This window comes from Acidiphilium multivorum AIU301 (assembly GCF_000202835.1).
GTDB lineage: Bacteria > Pseudomonadota > Alphaproteobacteria > Acetobacterales > Acetobacteraceae > Acidiphilium > Acidiphilium multivorum.
The window spans coordinates 25140-42269 of sequence record NC_015179.1 but is presented as its reverse complement, the minus strand read 5'-3'; the positions used below and the strand labels follow the sequence as shown (position 1 = coordinate 42269).

Below are 17130 nucleotides of genomic sequence, written 5' to 3'. Positions count from 1 at the left end.
ATCCCTTTGACTTCAGCCTAATATCAACGGCTCGCTATGCGGCTTCTTGTGTGGTCGCTTATGACGACACTCCCTGGCCGAACACTGCGAAGACTCGGAAGATCAGAAACTTGAAAGGGTCGGATCTTCATTATCGGCGATGGCTATGCCCTCGACCTCTACCAGCCATTCCGGCCGGCAAACCGGACCCTGTACAATGATCGCCGGGACTCCGGGCAAGCGCTCGGACAATGCCGTTTTGATCCGTGGATGGTCGGTTGGGTCACGCAGATAGACGATGAGGTGCATCAGCTCACTGAGTCCCGCCGAGCCAGCGCGCAAAAGCGCCTCCACATTGTCGAGCGCGTGGTCGAATTGGCGCAGCACATTTCCGGGATGAACTATCTGCCCGGAGCGATCAATGCTGGCCGTTCCCGAGATAAAGAGATGGGCGCGATCGGCATATGCAATACGGGTGCCACGCTCGAAGGTTACGTTGTAGTCCTTCGTCGGACAAAGATGATCGAAATCATTGAGATAGGACACCTGTTGTGGTGCAAGTCCGAGGATCGAGTAGGCATCCATCGTTACTATATCGAATCTGTGTGCGCACGCTCCCTCGATGCCGGTGCTGGCAATGAAATGCGTCTCCGCCGACAGACCCTGTTCAAGAAACACCTCACTCCTGCTTGTCACCATATCCTTATAGAATACGTCGATGTCCTTGACGTAAATCCAGGTGCGGACGCAATTGTTGTGTAGGGTGCCCCCTAGACCATCGAGCTCATCGATAAGAGTATCGAACAACCGCCGTGTCTGTTGTGTCACAGGAACCTGCCTTTCGTCCGATCCCGGGCAGAGACCTGTTGTCCAGAGATAGGCAAGACCATTTTTTTCAACCACGACATGCCGCGGCGTAAGCCGGCGCTTGGAGAGATCGAGAGCTCCGCTGACATGATAGGCAAGAAGGGACAGCTTGGTTCCTGAGAGAGGCGGCTGCTGGATGATTGACAGTGCCACAGGAGAGTTATCTTCATCCTCTGCAAAACGGCTGTGCCGCAGCAAAGGTGCCTGGTTCATCGCATCGCTGACGAACAATCGCCGGAACACGGCACCGCCGGCCGGCAGGCAGAGCTCCTGCCGTGTTTCATCATAACGTTGCTCAAGACAGGCGAGCTGCTCGGTGAGGTCGAGATCAGCGGGTGGTTCGATGACAATGTAATGTTCGCTTCCGCCGGTCATCCGCCCGAAGCTTTTACTGATAACTCTGCCACTACAGTCCATACTCAGAATGCTTCCCGTTGTTTGGTAGATCCCAAAAGTGTGGTGTCCAGAACGCTGCTGCTATTGCCTCTATCCTGCCCGGCTAGGCTGCCAGTCCATCCCGGCGCGCCCATGCAGATAACCATTGACAAACGGCAGCTGCGCGGTGAGTTCGCGCAGGCGCGTGAGCGCCTCCTTCGCGTCATAAATGCCGTCGAGCACGGCGCGGTAGAGTGTGGCGATTTCGACCATGTCGAGTGCGTGTGGCGAAAGACGGAAATGGGTGACGCCTGCTGCCTGGAGATCGGCGAGTTCGTCGAGCAGAGCGACATGGCCGTGCGAAAGGGTCTGCGTGCCGTTGATTGCCAGAAGTGGACGCCCGTCAAGCTGTGCGATCGCCAAGCCATCCGCATCCTGGCCACAGACGAACTGGCAATTATCCTTATGCAGATCATGCGCGCGCGCATGATAGCAGCGCTGTGAGATGGCCAGCGGTTGGCGGCCGAAAACGAACACTTCAATCTCACCCGCTTGGCTCCGTGCCGCCAACGTGGCAATCGCGGCGATGGATAGCTCCATTGGAGCGTTCACCCGCATGGCACCCAGACGGAGAAGGACATCGAGTGTACCTTCATTGAAAACGTTCACCAGAGGGCCGGAGACGAATGCCTGCCCATTTAGCAGTTGCAGGCAAGCGAGATCGTTGATCTCGATCAGATCGCCTGTCTCGCAGAGCGCGCGGATCATCGCGATCTCATGATCGGTGATGATCAACGCCGGTGTCGAGAACACGACCTGCTTTCCTGCTCGACGCAAACGCTCGGCGATCTTCGGTAGGTCTTTCTCGAACCAAGGCAGACGCTTGCTGCAAACCACCTCGCCGAGATAGACGCAGTCGACAGGCGCCTCGTCAGCGATACGAGCGTAGAAATCCCGCCTACGCGCCGCGGGCCAGTGGAACTGCAGCGGCCCCAAAGTTAAACAGCTCATCGCCAGCCTTTCGCATAGGCGCCGAACGTCTCGCGTCCTCCTTCGGCAACCGCACGCAGCACGGCGGGAATCGGTGCCGGCGGCGCGCCCTCGGCAAGCGCGTCGAGGATGTGGCGGAAAGCGGTGACGACGGTGGCCACATAGGTGCGACTGCGCTGGCGGCCCTCGATCTTCAGGGCAGTTACCCCGGCTGCCTTGAGTTCCGCGAGGAGCGGGATAACGTTGAGACCGGTCGGCTCCTCAAACAGATAACTCGGACGGCCGTGTACTAGGAAGCGACCCTTGCAGGGGGTCGGGTAGGCTGCCGGCTCATCGCGCGCGAATCGGTTAATCATGACTTCGCCGAGACGGGAGACCAAGCGATCGCCGTTCTCATGGTAGGAGGCACACTCGGCCGGAGCGCAGACACCGTCGCTACTCGGCGAACGACCGGTCATGTAAGAGGAGAGAAAGCAGCGGCCCTCCACCATTGTGCCAAGGCTGCCAAAGGCAAACACCTCGGCCTCGATGCCTGTTTGTCCGATCAACGACGTGACTTCTTCGACCGAAAGCACGCGTGGTAGCACGACACGGCTGATTCCAAATATGTCCCGGTAGAATCGGATCCCGAGCGGACTCGCTGCGGCCGCCTGCACCGAGAGGTGCCGTCGTAAGTTCGGATGGCGGCGCGCCGCATAATCGAGCACGCCGAGATCGGCAAGAATAACCGCATCTGCGTCGCATGAAGCAGCATCATCGATCGCGCGCTGCCATGGTCCAAGGTCGCCGGCTCGAGGAAACGTGTTGACAGCGACGAAGACGCGGCAACCGCGGGCATGGGCGTAGCTGATGCCCGCATGTAAATCTTCGCGGGTAAAATTCAGGCCAGGATAGTTGCGGGCATTTGTGCAGTCCTGGAAACCGCAATAGACGGTGTCGGCTCCAGCGTCGACCGCGACGCGCAAGGCGGCAAGAGTGCCCGCCGGACAGACCAGTTCGAGATAGCGTGTCATGTCACCGCCCCGATGGGATTCCGACGCCTCGTTTGCGCTTCAATCTTGGCCATGCGCATTCTCAATGCCTGTAACTCTGCCTCCACCCGTTCGCAATTCGCAGTGACGGGATGTTCTTCTCGTCTTGCCGCATGCAGCGCTTCGTGCCCCATGGTCAGGCGCTGATGCGCTGCGGCGAGCCGCCGCTCGAGCATGAGTGCCACCCGCCGGGCGGCACGCTCTCCCGGTCCGAACAGTGTGGTTGCCGCTTTGAATACATTGACGGTTTCGCGATCGAGTGCGTTGCGCAAGCTGACGACCGCCTCCATGTCTCCTGTAATGATAATCTCTCTGGAAAAGAACAGCGCATCGCTGTCGAGTCGGCCTTCGAGCAGCCCCACTAACGTCGCTAACCGGCCCCTCACGCAGGCATTCAAGGACTGCTCCAAGGTCGATGTAGGCACCAGCGATACTGGCCTTCCCCCGAAGCGGAGCACGAATCGATGCCGCAGATCGGTCGGCTCGATACCGATCGTGCAGGGCTTATGGGCTGCGAGGGCGCGGAACAGCCGAGGATGTGTTCGGCCAAGCCGGCGCGTCAGCAAAATCGTAGCACGCATCAGAGCCGGCGCGGGAAGCAATCCCAACACATTGGTCGCGAGCAGAACCGGGAATTTCGTCTCCGCCATGAGCCAGCACTCCTGCTATTTCCATGCCGCACCGCAACGCCGCACCGCAACGACAACCGCATCTTGTCAACATGCAGAAGACGAACGCGCCTTGATTTAGATCAAGGCGCGTCGACGCAATCACACATATTGTAACTACCGAGGTTTCGCGTGCATGGTTTTGAAACTTGGCGACTTGTAGTATGAGTTCCAGCCACCGAGGCGGGCGATGATCCAGGCGAGGGATCAGGGTGGATGAAGGTTTTTCTGTCTTGGTGTTTTGCCCTCGAGCGTCGGGCCGATGGCATCCGCTGCTGGGAGCAGTCCGGGATCGATGACGTCGGTTGCCGGCCGGCTGCTGCCGTTGCGTGCGTCGACGAACTGGACGGTACGGGTGGTTGCGGCAAGACCGATCAGGGCCAGCTTGAACAGGCGTCTGGCGTCCTGCATCTCGGTTTCTTTGAGCCTGAGGCAAACACTTTTCGAAGACCGGAACACTTCCTCGGTTCTCCACCTCAACCGGTAGAGCCGCTTCGGCGGCGCCGGCAGCGTCGTTGGCCTCGATCGTGGTCAGCAGGCGCGACAATATCGGCGCGCCTCGATCATGGTCAGGCGGACAGGTTTCTGGCGCTGCCGAACGGCATTCCGTCCCACGACACCTTCCGGCGTGTATTCATGCTGATCGATACCGGACATTTCGAGGCATGTTTCGAAGCCTAGGCGCGCTCATTCGGGCGACTTTGGACCGGGAAGTGGTGGCGATTGACGGGAAAACGAACCGCGGTTCGTTTGATCGCAGCCGGGACCAGGCGGCTCTTCACGTGGTCAGTGCCTGGGCGAGTGATCGGGGACTGGTGCTCGGCCAGCGCCAGGTCGGCGACAAATCGAACGAGATCACCGCGATCCCGGAATTGCTGGATGTGCTGGACATCAAGGGCGCCATTGTCACGTTGGACGCGATGGGGTGCCAGCGAGCCATCGCCGCCAAAATCCTTGAGCGGGGCGCCGATTATCTCGTCACCCTGAAAGCCAACCAGGGGGAAAAACACAGCGCCGTGGAGGAGCTTTGCGCAACCACCTGCTTCAGCCGCTCACCCACTTATCGGCCGGTCCACGACGAATTCGATGATGGTCATGGCCGTCTTGTTGGGCGCCGGGTATTCGTCTGTCCGGACGCCGTAGCGCTGGAAACGCTGCGCGACTGGCCGGGGTTGAAGAGCGTTCTGGCCGTGGAAACCATCCGCGGCGTCAACGGATCCGGCAAGATCGAACCCGAAATCCTGGCGAAAGCGATCCGTCAACATTGGCAGATCGAGAACAGCCTACACTGGGTGCTCGACGTCACCTTCAACGAAGATCACTACCGGATCCGGGATCGCAACGCCGTCCAGAACTTCTCCCTGCTTCGCAAGATCGTGATCAACCTCGTTCGCCGCCATCAGGCATCAAAGGTCAGCCTCAAGGGGCGGCGCAAAATGGCCGCATGGGACAACAGATACATGGAGCAAATTCTCACCGGCATCTTTCATGCGTAACCCCTGGAGGAAGGGCCGTCTGTTTAAAATCACGGGAGACTGTAAATGAAGACTTGGTCACATCCCTATTCCTGGCGGCTTGCGGCCGCAGGCATGGTTGCCGCAGCCTGGCTTGCGGCGCCTCACGCTGCCTACGCGATCCCCGCCTTTGCGGCGCAGACTGGCGAACCCTGCTCGGCCTGTCATATCGGCTTTCCTCAACTCACTCCGTACGGTCGTGATTTCAAACTTGAGGGATATATTGCCGGCGGAACTTTTCCGAAATGGAAAAATTTTGCCATCGCTTCTCAAATAGGTTTTACCCAGTTGCACGACAAAATACCGGGAGGACTACGTCCGGGCTTCAAATCCAACGACGTTGTGGTGCCGCAGCAAACAAGCCTGTTCTATGGTGGTGCTCTCGATGCGCAACTTGGGCTAGGCGCATTCATTCAGGCAACCTATTCTGGAGTATCAAAGAGTGTTCACTGGGATGGTATGGATATCCGGTTCGCACACCCCGCTACGCTGTTCGGGAAGCCGTTGTTTTTTGGCCTTACGTTCAACAATGCCCCGACGATCACGGACCTGTGGAACACAATACCTGCTTGGGGCTTCCCGTATATCCACTCAAACGTGCAACCCGAGCCCGTTGCTGATGATCAGATAGATGCCTTAGGCGGCGAAGTCTACGGCATTGGTACGTACGGCGCCTTGAACATCACGCCATCAGATATGCTTTACACTGAAGCCGACCTTTACAAGTCGCTTCCTAACCACCTCAGCTACGCACTGGGGGTTGGACCAGCGCCGCGCGTTAATGGCGTGATTCCATATGTCAGGCTTGCGTTCCAGCACACTTGGGCAAACAACTCGTTCGAGGTCGGGTCATACGCATTAATTTGACCGCCCCTATCCATCGGGCAGGCTCAACGGACCTACCGATAGAATCCTCGACGTCGCCGCTGACTCTCAATTCCAGTACATCACAGCGAAGCAGGCACTTTCGATCCAAGCAAATTTCGTTCACGAGACACAGGATTGGAGGGCAAGCTATCCGCTCGGGATTACTGCAAATCCTTCCGATACTCTAGATATACTAACAGTTAGTGTGTCTGAACTTCTATTTCAAAAATACGGTATTACTGAATCTTTCCGCACAGTTTATGGCAATTCTGATCCGCTGCTGTACGCACCATCACCAATTGGTGGAAGCGCAAACGGCAAACCAGACACGAATAGCTGGACAACAGAGCTTGACTACTACCCGTTCAATAATGGCGGACCCAAGTGGCTACCATGGTTGAACGCCAAATTATTTGTGACCGACACGTTTTATCCCACGTTCAATGGATTGGCCAACAACTACGACGGCTTCGGTCGTAGCGCCGGAGCCAATGACACGCTGTTCGCTGGACTGTGGGTGGCGTTCTGAAACGATTGGTGCCACTCTAGAGGCACATTCTGCAGGAGGCTTCCCCATGGTTAATCGTATCGCCCTCGCCTCATTCGCCGCCGTCTTCGTGGCTGGTTTTGCCACAGCGGCAACCCCGGTTTTCCCCACGCCCGCTCTGGCCGGCGGCATGCCCGATGGCAATGCGGTCAAGGGCAAGACGATCTTCAGCGCACAATGCGCCGCATGCCACAGCGTGGTCGCCGGGCAAAACGGCATCGGCCCGAGCCTTTACGGCGTCTTTGGAAAGCCAGCCGCGAGCGTGGCCGGCTTCCCGTTCTCGCCCGCGTTGAAATCCGCCCACATCGTTTGGACCGCGGCCGCACTGGACAAATTCTTGACCAACCCGCAAGCCGCCGTGCCGGGCACCAAGATGCCTTACATGGGCATGCCGAATGCACAGAAGCGCGCGAATGTGATCGCCTATCTGGCAACCTTGAAGGACCAAAATTAATCAACGTGTGGGCGGCAAATGACCGTGCGGGACACGCCTGACCAATTCGACAGGAAGAATAGCGTGATCCCAACTGCCTGGAGTACCGCCGCCCGATCATGGGTATCGATCGCGAGCGTGTCACACCACTCGGCACCTCGACGGCGAGTCCATGCCGCTTGGCAACAGCCGAAGCAGATCGGCCTAACCGTTAATCGAACACTCTACTACAGCCCTGGTTATGAGCTTCTTGACCGACTTGGCCGTCGCCCAGAACAAGTCGTCGCAGTGACCGCAAGGCAACAACCCATGCAGTTCCCCTTGTATCCCGAGATATTCGCGCTCATCCTAATCCGACCGAACGCAAGAAACGACCGCTGCTACCGATAAAGAACTGGGCGTTTGTATCATTCGGAAGCGCTCAGTTTAGGTAAGATTTTCATGGTTGCCGGCGCCGATTTCGTGCGGCCCACCGACGTGGAGGCAGGAAAGCATGCCTGAAATTGACCCGCTAGTGGAAGTCCGAAGCGGCGCGGAAATCTGCAACGCCTGCCGGTTTTGTGATAGCTATTGTGCGGTATTTCCAGCGATGGAACTACAGCGCGCATTTTCTGATGGCGATCTACGTTACCTTGCTTATCTTTGTCATAATTGCCGTGGCTGCTACTACGCTTGTCAGGAGGCTCCGGAGCCAATCGATATCAATTTACCCCGGAGTTTCGCGGAGTTGAGAGACGAGAGCCACGCACGCTTCGTTTGGCCCGGCCTATTCGCACCTTTGTTTCGACGTAACGGCTTAGTCGTATCTGTCACCTGCTTAGTCAGCATCATGCTGGTGTTTTTAGCCACTTTATTGTTGCCCCCACACCCAGGGGCAATTACACGTGCCCAGAGTGGCCCAGGCGCCTTCTATCAGGTTATCCCCTGGGTGCTGATGGCCAGCATCGCTGGTGGAAGCCTGCTGTTCTCTGTTTTTGCGCTAGCTGTAAGCGGCGTCAAATTTTGGCAAGAATCGGGCAGGAAGGGTAAGTGGATCAAACTGACTGTTATTATGCACGCAATGCGCGATATCGCGACACTTCAAAACCTCGGTCGAGGCGATCAGAACTGTAGCGATCACGATAAAAGCTTCTCGATCCTGCGGCGACGATTCCATCATGCCATGGCCTATGGTTTTTTGTTCTGTTTTTTGGCGACCTGTACCGCGACCATTTATGCACATTTCTTCGACCAGCCGGCACCCTACCCACTATTCAGCCTACCAGTTTTGTTCGGCACGATTGGTGGCATCGGGATCACTATCGGCACATCGGGGCTTATCTGGGTTAAAATAATCAGTGATCCTGCCCCTGCTGTGGCACGGCTGATGAGCACTGACTTTGCCTTGCTCGTGTTGCTCTGGCTAGCTGCGATGACCGGCCTCGTGTTGCTTGCTATGCGCACGACAGCCGCCATGGGCGTCCTGCTTGCGCTCCATCTGGGCATTATCCTCGCACTATTCCTGCTGCTTCCCTACAGCAAATTTGTCCATGGCTTATACCGTAGTCTTGCCTTGCTTCGCGCCGCCGCCGACCGCTCACAACTCGACCGAAAGAATTGCTCTCCGTAGTTCAACGCTTGCCTATCCGGTTGACTCCCATACCTACTAGATCTAGTGTTGGGCATGGATGTCCTGGCCCGTGAAGACCTGCCGTTCCCGCAGTCTCTGCCGGAATTCCAGCGTATTTTCCCGAACGACGCGGCCTGTGCCGCCTATCTCGAAAGCGCCCGCTGGAATGGAGGGTTCGCCTGCCCAAGGTGCGGCGTCGTTGGCGAGCCGTTCCGTTTCGAGGCGCGCCCGGGCGTTCTGCGCTGCCGGGCCTGTCGCAAAGACGTAAGCCTGATGGCTGGGACCGTTATGGAACGCAGTCACACGCCGCTGTCGACTTGGTTCTGGGCGGCTTACTTGATCGCCAGCCAGACGCCCGGAATGTCGGCCGTCCAATTTCAGCGGCAACTCGGCCTGTCGCGCTACGAGACCGCCTTCGGCATCCTTCATAAGCTGCGCGCCGGGATGGTGCGCCCCGAGCGCGACAAGATTGGCGACACGCCGCAAGAACACGTCGAAGTGGATGAAACGTGGGTTGGAGGACGAACCCGAGGCGATGGACGGGGTGTCCATCACAAGGTTCTCGTCGCCTGTGCCGTGGAGGTGCGCCACCGGAAACCGGGAACCAAGCTCGACAATCGGAAAGACGGTCGCTACGCGGGACGCGTTCGTCTCGCTGTTGTCCCCGACCGTAGCGCCAATTCGCTCTGCGGATTCGTCGAAAACGCCGTTGCTCCCGGATCGCTGATCGTTACCGACGACTGGAGCGGCTATGCCGGTCTCGGAAGGCGCGGGTTCGACCACCATGCAATCGCCGAATGCGGCGACCCGGAGGTGGCAGAAGAATTCCTGCCGATCGTCCACTTGGTCTTTACCAACCTGAAGACCTGGATCAACGGCATCCATCACGGGGTCAGCGCCAAACATCTACAAGCCTACCTCAATGAATTCACGTTTCGGTTCAACCGGCGCCTCTATCCCTTCAACGCGTTCCGCTCGCTGCTCGGAATCGCGGGTAGGGCAGCCGCACCAACCTTTGACGAGCTTTATTCCGGGGAATGGACACACCCTACATTTAGTGGGTGTGGGTAACAACCGGATAGGCAAGGTTCAACGTTACCGTTACGTGGATGGGGTTCTCGGCAGGGCTGTTCAACGCTTTGGGATAGTAATGAGGGCGAGAAGGTGATCGAGTCCGGCGAGAGCTGCGCGGTAGCGGTCCTGGCTGAGGGTGCTGGCGCTGGCTTTGCTGTTCATCAGGATGTTGAAGGCGAAGCTGCGCAATCGGGCGATGACGCCAGGGTTGGTTCGGATCCGGGATCGATCCTCGGCGAAGGTGACGTCTCGGACATAGTGGGAGGAATTTTCGATGCCCCAGTGTGCGCGGATGGCCTTTGCGACGATGGCGGCGGTGAGCGAGGTGTTGGCGACGTAGAAGGTGGTATCGTGTGCCAGCTTGAGCAGCCCGGTTTCGGGATTGCGTGTGGCGATTGCGCGCTCGACCTGAATGATGGCGGCGATATGGTGGATCGCCTGTTTCAACGTCGGTTGATTGTCCTTGACCTGGACGATGAGGCGGATGTTGCCTGTCTGGGCGACGTTGAAGGCTTTTTTGGCAATGCAGGGCATCGAGGGTGACGATTGCGTCCTCGGCGATGCCCATTTCGGCGAGCAACGCCTGGGCGGCAGGGATCTCGCTGGATTTCTCACCGATGTCGACATGAGCGAGCACCAGCCTGGTGTCGGTGGCGAAGGCGCTGAGCACATGAGCCGCGGTGCGGTCATGGAACCTGTCGAAACTGCCGCGCAGGGTCTTGCCGTGGAGGGCGATGCTGGCCGTGCCGGGCTTGGCCCTGGCCGCCTGCAGCTGTGCCGCATGGCGTCGGAACGCGGCCTCCACCGCGGCCGGATCGAGCCCCTGGAGGATGTAGCGGATCGCCGTGTGCGAGGGCGCGCGACGCCATTTCAGGCCGAAGCTGCGGTTCAGCCGGCGGCGATGAACGTCGATGAAGGTCACGATGCCGCGATACGAGTTACTGCCGCTGATGATCGCCAGGATCGAGAACAGCAGGACATGCGGCAGCTTGTAGAGCTTGCCTTCCGCGCGCCGCGGATCGGGGACCTCTGCCAGTATATCGAGCAACGAACTGAACGCGACCATGACAACCTCCGGATCGGTTGCCTTCCCAAGAATCCGAAATCCCGCCCGTCGGGAATCCCCGCGCTCCCCGAAAAATCAATTCTCGCCCACCCACTGTCCAACTCGGGCCAAAGCGTTGAACAGCCCAGCTGATGGAGCGACGTCTGGAACAGCGGCTGGGACAAATGCTGACCATTTCTCGCGCCTCTCTTGTTCAGCGAAAGCACGAACTTTGTAAGATTACCCATCCAGAAAATGGTCCTCGATCAACAACCATTCGTACGAACGACGATTTCTGGAATAATCCGTCGCAAGTGTGTAACAAGAGATGTCGCAATGCTGATGTTTTCTGCGCTTAGCGCTGGCTCCACGCAGCCACGGCCACAAAACGGCTGAAGCACCCACCGTCCGATGCCACTCGCTCGGAGATCGAGCGCCAGAGTCTGAAGCACTTGTGCATCCAGCAACGCTGGGTGCACGGTGGTCCGCACTTCATACGGCACGCCACTTTCACGGAGCATCGCAAGGGCGACTCGCGCTCGGGCACCGCTCGCCTCGGAGCCAGTGATCCGAGCATAGTCGCCGAACGGCGCCTTGATGTCCAAACCAACCCACTGGAGCAAAGGCAGTACCCGCCCAAGACGTTTCGGCGAAACGCCGGCCGTATGCAGAGCGACCTCAAACCCCAATGAGCGAACGTCACGTATCATCTGTTCCAGGCACCGATCCATCGTTGGTTCGCCGCCACTGAAGACAACACTATCAAGCAGACCACGTCGCTGATCAAGCCAAGTCAGCGCTTCTAGCCATCGTAAGGGAAAAGTCCCTCGGCGTGCCTGCAAATCCGCATTGTGGCAATAGCGGCAACGGAGTGGGCAGCCACGGAGAAAGAACGTCGCAGCAAGGCGTCCGGGAACATCAAGGGTGGTGAACGGCGCCCAGCCACCGATCTGCGGCTCATCAGGCTGTGGCATGGCACATGGCTCTGGGTTCGACGAAAAACCGCCGTTCGGTGAATTCGCTCTGTTTACCGATATTAAACGAGGAAACAGGACGATGATAACCCATCACACGCGTCCAGACCTCACACGCGCGTGGGATTGTGGCAGGCTCTTCCGCGGCGCAGCGCGGACAGTGATGATGCGCGCCTGGAAGATAGCCGTGCACCGGACAAACAGAAAAGGTCGGGGTTACAGTGAGGTAGGGTAGCCGGAAGCGCGTCAGTGCCCGCCGCACCAGGTCTCGGCAGGCCGCGGAGGAAGAGATCTGTTCGCCGAGATAGAGATGCAGAACCGTGCCGCCGGTATATTTACCCTGTAGTTCATCCTGACGGGTAAGCGCCTCGAAAGGATCTTCGGTAAACCCGACAGGCAACTGTGAGGAATTTGTGTAATAGGGCTTGTCCGGAGTACCTGCCTGAAGAATTTCCGGATATCGGCGCAGGTCTTCTTTCGCAAAGCGATAGGTGGTTCCTTCAGCTGGTGTTGCTTCAAGATTGTAGAGATGGCCGGTCTGTTCCTGGAAGCTGATGATCCTGGCCCGAATATGGTCAAGCAGGTCACAGGCCATCCGATGTCCCACCGGCGTCGTTATGTCGTCGGTATCCGCTGTAAAATTGCGGATCATTTCGTTGATTCCATTGACGCCGATCGTCGAAAAATGATTGCGCAGGGTTCCGAGATAGCGTTTTGAATAGGGAAACAGACCGGCATCGAGATATTGCCCGATCACTTGCCGCTTGATCTCCAGGCTGTCGCATGCATGCGCAAGCAACACATCGAGCCTCTCAAAGAGACTTGAACGATTACCCCTGTGTTGAAAGCCGAGCCGTGCACAGTTGATCGTCACGACCCCGATCGATCCGGTCTGTTCGGCTGATCCGAACAGGCCGTTACCGCGCTTGAGCAATTCGCGCAGGTCGAGCTGCAGTCGGCAGCACATCGAGCGCACCATATGGGGCTCGAGATCTGAGTTCAGAAAATTCTGAAAATAGGGCAATCCATATTTCGCGGTCATTGCGAAAAGACGTTCGGCGTTCTCCGAATCCCAATCAAAATCTGGCGTGATATTATAGGTCGGGATTGGAAAGGTGAAGACGCGGCCGTTGGCATCACCGGCACTCATCACCTCGATATAGGCGTGGTTTATCATGTCCATTTCCGCCCGCAGATCGCCGTAGCGGAAGGGCATTTCATTGCCCCCAATCAGGGGTATCTGATCACGGAGATCCTTGGGGCATACCCAGTCAAACGTAATATTGGTGAATGGCGTCTGGCTTCCCCAGCGGGATGGAACGTTGAGGTTGTAGATGAATTCCTGGATATTCTGCCTAACCTCGGCATAGGAAAGGCCATCCTTGCGCACGAACGGCGCGAGATAGGTGTCAAAAGAACTGAATGCCTGTGCTCCGGCCCACTCGTTCTGCATTGTGCCTAGGAAGTTTACCATTTGGCCGACCGCGCTTGAAAGGTGTCTCGGTGGCGACGCCTCGACACGATCCGCGACGCCGTTGAAGCCTTCCACGAGCAATGTGCGTAGGGACCAGCCGGCGCAATAGCCAGCAAGCATATCCAGATCATGGAGATGGAGGTCAGCCTCCCGATGGGCGCGGCCGACCTCAGGTGGATAAATATGATCGAGCCAGTAATTGGCAACGAGCTTTGCCGCGCCGTGAAGAATCAATCCGCCAAGCGAGTAACTCTGGTTGGCATTGGCCTTAACCCGCCAGTCTTCACGATTGAGGTACTCTTCAAGTGTGGCAATGGGATCGACGACGTTTTGCGTAGCAAAACCCTCGGTTACTCGCTGAGCAAATCCCCGCCCTACAACCGCTGTATCGCACATCAGAAATCCTCCGCGTCTCTCAATATATAGTGGCACGAATCGATTATAATCGCAATATGTAGCCTTTTGATCAGAGCGGTAGCCGAACCATCTGAACCGCTGGGGTACCGGAAGCGGTTGAAATCTGATTGAAGCTATCTGCCGGAGTTTGGAGGCCGGCAGGAATGGCAAAGACTCTTTCGGAGGATCTGCGGGGCCGTGTGGTGGCGGCTGTGGAACAGGGAGCGACGCACCGCGAGGCGGCGGCACGGCTTGGTGTCAGCGCAGCGAGCGTCAGTCGGTGGCGCAGCCTGCTGAGCGCGCAGAGGAACCTGAAGCCCGGTCGACATGGTGGCGACCGACGCTCCGGGCGGATCGAGAAGCAGGCGCATGTGGTTCTCGACCTGCTGGAGCAGATGCGCGATGCGACGATTGAGGAACTGCGCAGTGCGCTGGCCACACAGGGCCACCAATTCGGTTACGGGACGCTGAGGCGCTTCTTCCAGCGGCATCGTATCACGCGCAAAAAAGACCGCGCGCGCCGCCGAGCAGGAGCGCCCTGACGTCCTGAGCCGGCGGTGGGCGTGGTTTGAAGGCCAGGAAGATCTCTCAGAGGACAGCATCTCGCCGTCGAAGCGGGCCAGCACCGGTTTGCCGGCGACAGGTGACAGACCGGGGAGGCATGGGGTAGTTTCAACCGTGGCGGGCATCGCGTTCCGTGCTGATGAAGATTTGGTCTCGACACCAATTTCTTACATCAAATCAACGGTTTACGCTATGCTCGCCAACCTTCATGCATAATGCGGGCTTCTGTAACGGGCCCTTGGATGTCAATCCCTCGTTGAGCGAGGATCCGTCGCCAGGGTCTTGCTTCTGTCCGCAGTCAGCGCGAGGCCGCTGCCTCATGGGGTCTGAAAGGACCGGTCGGTCAATCTAGGGACGCGCGGTCATCCGATGGTGCCGCTCCCGCATTTGCGACCTGACCAGATCCATCGTCCCGGCGACGGGACCTGCTCCGGACGAGAGATGTCAGCCTCGCCCGAACTCGAGATGTCCTCCTGTGCTATGCGTCGTTCATGCCGATGCGCGCGCCGCGGCGGCCAGCGTGACATCGAAGGCGGTGCCGTCGGCCAGCATCCGATGCAGCACGACGGCAAGTTTGCGGGCCAGCGCGACCTTGGCCTTGCGCATCCCGGCACGGCCGGCCACGCGCATGGCCCAACTCTTCAGCCGCGATCCCTTCACCGGTCGGGTGAGAATGACGTTCGCCGCTTCGTAGAGCACGGTACGGACACCGACATCGCCGATCTTGGAGTATCCTGGAGGTCTTTCAGCCGACCGGGCCAGCCGGTCGATCCGGGTGACGACCAGCGTGTCGCCGGCATTGAGGAAGTCTAGCCTGAAGTTTTTACTTGGGAATGACCTGAACGTGGCGGATAGCCTCGCGTAGCGCTGATTTCTTGCGAGCGTTTTGTGTCCATAAATGGGGCTTGCGGTGCGACTCGATCTGTGATTCGCTCGGGTTATGTTCATCGATGTGGTTCCGAATGGCCGATCGGCGCCGGCCGTGCTGTTGCGGGAGAGTTTCCGCGAGGGGCGGAAGGTTCACAAGCGTACCATCGCCAATCTGAGCCAGATGCCGCCCGCGTTGATCGATGGCCTACGAGCGCTGCTCGCGGGTGGCGCGGTGGTTGGTGGTGCCGATCAGGCGCTGGAGATCCGGCGTTCGCTGCCGCATGGTCATGTGGCGGCGGCACTCGGGATGATGCGCAAGCTCGGGATACCTCGCCTGCTGGGCCGGAGGGCGTCGCGCGAGCGCAGTCTCGCCCTGGCGCTGATCGCCGGCCGGGTGATCGCGCCGGGATCGAAGCTCTCGACCCTGCGCGGCCTGAACCCGGAGACCGCAACATCGAGCCTCGGGCAGATGCTCGATCTCGGTGTCATTGAAGAGCGCGAGATCTATGCGGCGCTGGACTGGCTGGGCACGCAGCAGGGGCGGATCGAACGGCAGTTTGCAAGGCGCCATCTGCGCGACGGCACGCTGGTGCTCTACGACGTCAGTTCATCCTACCTCGAAGGCCGGCATTGCGAACTGGCACACCACGGATACAGCCGGGATCACCGGCCCGATCGGCCGCAGATCGTCTATGGCTTGCTGTGCGATCGCGAGGGGCGGCCGATCGCGGTGGAAGTGTTCGAAGGCAACACCGCCGATCCGGCGACGGTCGCCGCCCAGGTGGAGACACTCAAGCGCCGGTTCCATCTCGAGCGCGTCGTCCTGGTGGGTGATCGCGGAATGATCACCACGGCGCGGATCCGCGAGACGATCAAGCCGGCGGGGCTGGACTGGATCAGCTGCCTGCGCGCGGGGCAGATCCAGGATCTTGCCGAGGGACCGCTGCAGATGTCGCTGTTCGACGAGCGCGATATCGCCGCGATCACGTCGCCCGATTATCCGGGCGAGCGGCTGATCGCCTGTCGCAACGCCGCCCTGGCGACCGAACGACGGCGCAAGCGCGAGGCGCTGCTCGTGGCCACCGAGACGGAACTGGCGCGGATCCGGGATGCGACACGGCGCAAACGCGCTCCTCTTCATGGCGAGGCCGCGATCGGGCTGGCGGTGGGGGCGGTGATCAACCAGCGCAAGATGGCCAAGCATTTCGATCTCACCATCACCGCCAGCCGCTTCGATTTCCAGCGCAACGCCGCCAGCATCGCGCGCGAGGCGGCCCTCGACGGGATCTATGTCATCCGCACCAGTGTGAGCGCGGACGTCATGAGCGAGACCGAGGCGGTGTCAGCCTACAAGGATCTCTCACGGGTGGAACGGGCGTTCCGGTCCCTCAAATCGGTCGATCTCGCGATCCGCCCGGTGCATCACTGGCTCTCGCCGCGGGTGCGTGCCCACGTCTTCCTCTGCATGATGGCCTATTACGTCGAATGGCATCTGCGCGACGCCCTCAAGCCCCTGCTGTTCCAGGATCACGACCGGCCAGGCGCGGAAACTGAACGCTCATCGCCGGTTGCCCCCGCATCGACATCCCCGGCCGCCGATCACAAGCGCGGGCGACGCCGCAACGACCAGAACCTGCCGATTTCGAGCTTCAGCGACCTGATGGCGCATCTCGCGACCCAGACCCTGAACACCGCAGCCCTGCCCAAGGCGCCGAATGCCACCTTCACCACCCTGGCAAAGCCCACACCACTGCAAGCCGCCGCCTTCGACCTGATCGGGATCGACCCCATGCGTGTCCAGTAAGCGGCAAAATCAGATCAGAAAGTTTGTCGATAAATGCAGGGAGTTTGCA

At 59.0% G+C, this 17130-nt stretch carries 16 protein-coding genes and 3 pseudogenes; 9 read left to right on the top strand and 10 right to left on the bottom strand.

Annotation, left to right across the window (positions count from 1 at the left end; translation table 11 throughout):
* Nucleotides 1-102: 102 nt before the first annotated feature.
* From ACMV_RS18895 to ubiT, 4 genes are all read right to left on the bottom strand, one after another.
* Nucleotides 103-1221, bottom strand: a complete 1119-nt coding sequence (locus tag ACMV_RS18895) for a Rid family hydrolase (protein WP_231844558.1) — start codon at nucleotides 1219-1221, stop codon at nucleotides 103-105.
* Nucleotides 1222-1332: 111 nt separating this feature from the next.
* Nucleotides 1333-2232, bottom strand: a complete 900-nt coding sequence (gene ubiV / locus ACMV_RS18890; RefSeq protein ID WP_013635121.1) for a ubiquinone anaerobic biosynthesis protein UbiV — start codon at nucleotides 2230-2232, stop codon at nucleotides 1333-1335.
* Nucleotides 2229-3224: a ubiquinone anaerobic biosynthesis protein UbiU gene (gene ubiU / locus ACMV_RS18885; RefSeq protein WP_013635120.1), complete on the bottom strand. Its 996-nt coding sequence runs from the start codon at nucleotides 3222-3224 to the stop codon at nucleotides 2229-2231. The genes ubiV and ubiU overlap by 4 nt, the downstream gene beginning before the upstream one ends.
* On the bottom strand, nucleotides 3221-3892 hold the full coding sequence (gene ubiT / locus ACMV_RS18880) for a ubiquinone anaerobic biosynthesis accessory factor UbiT (protein WP_013635119.1): 672 nt from the start codon (nucleotides 3890-3892) through the stop codon (nucleotides 3221-3223). Before ubiT ends, ubiU begins: the two co-directional genes overlap by 4 nt.
* A gap of 234 nt (nucleotides 3893-4126) precedes the next feature.
* Between ubiT and ACMV_RS21700 the strand changes: the two genes are divergently transcribed.
* The 7 genes from ACMV_RS21700 to ACMV_RS18850 all read left to right on the top strand — a co-directional run bounded on the left by ACMV_RS21700 (nucleotide 4127) and on the right by ACMV_RS18850 (nucleotide 9951).
* Nucleotides 4127-4591: a transposase family protein gene (locus ACMV_RS21700; RefSeq protein ID WP_231844565.1), complete on the top strand. Its 465-nt coding sequence runs from the start codon at nucleotides 4127-4129 to the stop codon at nucleotides 4589-4591.
* The gene (locus tag ACMV_RS18870) at nucleotides 4576-5406 is read left to right on the top strand and encodes an ISAs1 family transposase (RefSeq protein WP_013635117.1); all 831 of its coding nucleotides are present in this window, start codon (nucleotides 4576-4578) and stop codon (nucleotides 5404-5406) included. Before ACMV_RS21700 ends, ACMV_RS18870 begins: the two co-directional genes overlap by 16 nt.
* A 45-nt stretch (nucleotides 5407-5451) precedes the next feature.
* Nucleotides 5452-6291, top strand: coding sequence for a hypothetical protein (locus ACMV_RS21695; protein ID WP_013635116.1), 840 nt, complete (start codon nucleotides 5452-5454; stop codon nucleotides 6289-6291).
* A 205-nt stretch (nucleotides 6292-6496) separates the two neighbouring features.
* A complete protein-coding gene (locus ACMV_RS21690) occupies nucleotides 6497-6820 on the top strand; it encodes a hypothetical protein (protein ID WP_013635115.1) in 324 nt (107 codons plus the stop codon).
* Between the two features lie 46 nt (nucleotides 6821-6866).
* Nucleotides 6867-7292, top strand: a complete 426-nt coding sequence (locus tag ACMV_RS18860) for a c-type cytochrome (protein ID WP_013635114.1) — start codon at nucleotides 6867-6869, stop codon at nucleotides 7290-7292.
* 472 nt (nucleotides 7293-7764) lie between these two features.
* Nucleotides 7765-8880, top strand: a complete 1116-nt coding sequence (tcuB, locus tag ACMV_RS18855; protein WP_013635113.1) for a tricarballylate utilization 4Fe-4S protein TcuB — start codon at nucleotides 7765-7767, stop codon at nucleotides 8878-8880.
* A 54-nt stretch (nucleotides 8881-8934) separates the two neighbouring features.
* Nucleotides 8935-9951, top strand: a complete 1017-nt coding sequence (locus ACMV_RS18850) for an IS1595-like element ISAcr1 family transposase (protein ID WP_007421341.1) — start codon at nucleotides 8935-8937, stop codon at nucleotides 9949-9951.
* Nucleotides 9952-10011: 60 nt separating this feature from the next.
* Here the strand turns inward: ACMV_RS18850 and ACMV_RS21685 are convergent, their stop codons facing one another.
* From ACMV_RS21685 to ACMV_RS18835, 4 genes and pseudogenes are all read right to left on the bottom strand, one after another.
* On the bottom strand, nucleotides 10012-10488 hold the full coding sequence (locus ACMV_RS21685; protein ID WP_049796650.1) for an ISAs1 family transposase: 477 nt from the start codon (nucleotides 10486-10488) through the stop codon (nucleotides 10012-10014).
* A 34-nt stretch (nucleotides 10489-10522) separates the two neighbouring features.
* A pseudogene (locus ACMV_RS22070) lies at nucleotides 10523-11020 on the bottom strand (ISAs1 family transposase); the annotation flags it as partial.
* A 245-nt stretch (nucleotides 11021-11265) separates the two neighbouring features.
* On the bottom strand, nucleotides 11266-11973 hold the full coding sequence (locus tag ACMV_RS20435; protein ID WP_013635111.1) for an anaerobic ribonucleoside-triphosphate reductase activating protein: 708 nt from the start codon (nucleotides 11971-11973) through the stop codon (nucleotides 11266-11268).
* Complete coding sequence (locus ACMV_RS18835) at nucleotides 11960-13843, bottom strand: ribonucleoside triphosphate reductase (protein ID WP_013635110.1); 1884 nt, start codon at nucleotides 13841-13843, stop codon at nucleotides 11960-11962. Before ACMV_RS18835 ends, ACMV_RS20435 begins: the two co-directional genes overlap by 14 nt.
* A 164-nt stretch (nucleotides 13844-14007) precedes the next feature.
* Between ACMV_RS18835 and ACMV_RS18830 the strand changes: the two genes are divergently transcribed.
* Nucleotides 14008-14385 carry an IS630 family transposase gene (locus tag ACMV_RS18830; protein ID WP_013635109.1) on the top strand — a complete coding sequence of 126 codons (378 nt, stop codon included), beginning with the start codon at nucleotides 14008-14010 and terminating at the stop codon, nucleotides 14383-14385.
* Between the two features lie 6 nt (nucleotides 14386-14391).
* Here the strand turns inward: ACMV_RS18830 and ACMV_RS22130 are convergent.
* Nucleotides 14392-14532: pseudogene (locus ACMV_RS22130) on the bottom strand (IS1380 family transposase); the annotation flags it as partial.
* Between the two features lie 364 nt (nucleotides 14533-14896).
* A pseudogene (locus ACMV_RS18825) lies at nucleotides 14897-15142 on the bottom strand (IS110 family transposase); the annotation flags it as partial.
* 205 nt (nucleotides 15143-15347) lie between these two features.
* Between ACMV_RS18825 and ACMV_RS18820 the strand changes: the two are divergent.
* Complete coding sequence (locus ACMV_RS18820; protein ID WP_013635107.1) at nucleotides 15348-17081, top strand: IS1634 family transposase; 1734 nt, start codon at nucleotides 15348-15350, stop codon at nucleotides 17079-17081.
* Nucleotides 17082-17130: the final 49 nt, after the last annotated feature.

What these genes read in the sequence shown, in the direction of transcription:
- ACMV_RS18850 (WP_007421341.1), top strand. Translation starts at nt 8,935, where the DNA reads ATGGATGTCCTGGCCCGTGAAGACCTGCCGTTCCCGCAGTCTCTGCCG.
- ACMV_RS18835 (WP_013635110.1), bottom strand. Translation starts at nt 13,843, where the DNA reads ATGTGCGATACAGCGGTTGTAGGGCGGGGATTTGCTCAGCGAGTAACC.
- ACMV_RS20435 (WP_013635111.1), bottom strand. Translation starts at nt 11,973, where the DNA reads ATGCCACAGCCTGATGAGCCGCAGATCGGTGGCTGGGCGCCGTTCACC.
- ACMV_RS21700 (WP_231844565.1), top strand. Translation starts at nt 4,127, where the DNA reads ATGAAGGTTTTTCTGTCTTGGTGTTTTGCCCTCGAGCGTCGGGCCGAT.
- ACMV_RS21695 (WP_013635116.1), top strand. Translation starts at nt 5,452, where the DNA reads ATGAAGACTTGGTCACATCCCTATTCCTGGCGGCTTGCGGCCGCAGGC.
- ubiV (WP_013635121.1), bottom strand. Translation starts at nt 2,232, where the DNA reads ATGAGCTGTTTAACTTTGGGGCCGCTGCAGTTCCACTGGCCCGCGGCG.
- ACMV_RS18830 (WP_013635109.1), top strand. Translation starts at nt 14,008, where the DNA reads ATGGCAAAGACTCTTTCGGAGGATCTGCGGGGCCGTGTGGTGGCGGCT.
- tcuB (WP_013635113.1), top strand. Translation starts at nt 7,765, where the DNA reads ATGCCTGAAATTGACCCGCTAGTGGAAGTCCGAAGCGGCGCGGAAATC.
- ACMV_RS18870 (WP_013635117.1), top strand. Translation starts at nt 4,576, where the DNA reads ATGTTTCGAAGCCTAGGCGCGCTCATTCGGGCGACTTTGGACCGGGAA.
- ubiU (WP_013635120.1), bottom strand. Translation starts at nt 3,224, where the DNA reads ATGACACGCTATCTCGAACTGGTCTGTCCGGCGGGCACTCTTGCCGCC.
- ACMV_RS18820 (WP_013635107.1), top strand. Translation starts at nt 15,348, where the DNA reads ATGTTCATCGATGTGGTTCCGAATGGCCGATCGGCGCCGGCCGTGCTG.
- ACMV_RS18895 (WP_231844558.1), bottom strand. Translation starts at nt 1,221, where the DNA reads ATGACCGGCGGAAGCGAACATTACATTGTCATCGAACCACCCGCTGAT.
- ACMV_RS21685 (WP_049796650.1), bottom strand. Translation starts at nt 10,488, where the DNA reads ATGCCCTGCATTGCCAAAAAAGCCTTCAACGTCGCCCAGACAGGCAAC.
- ACMV_RS18860 (WP_013635114.1), top strand. Translation starts at nt 6,867, where the DNA reads ATGGTTAATCGTATCGCCCTCGCCTCATTCGCCGCCGTCTTCGTGGCT.
- ubiT (WP_013635119.1), bottom strand. Translation starts at nt 3,892, where the DNA reads ATGGCGGAGACGAAATTCCCGGTTCTGCTCGCGACCAATGTGTTGGGA.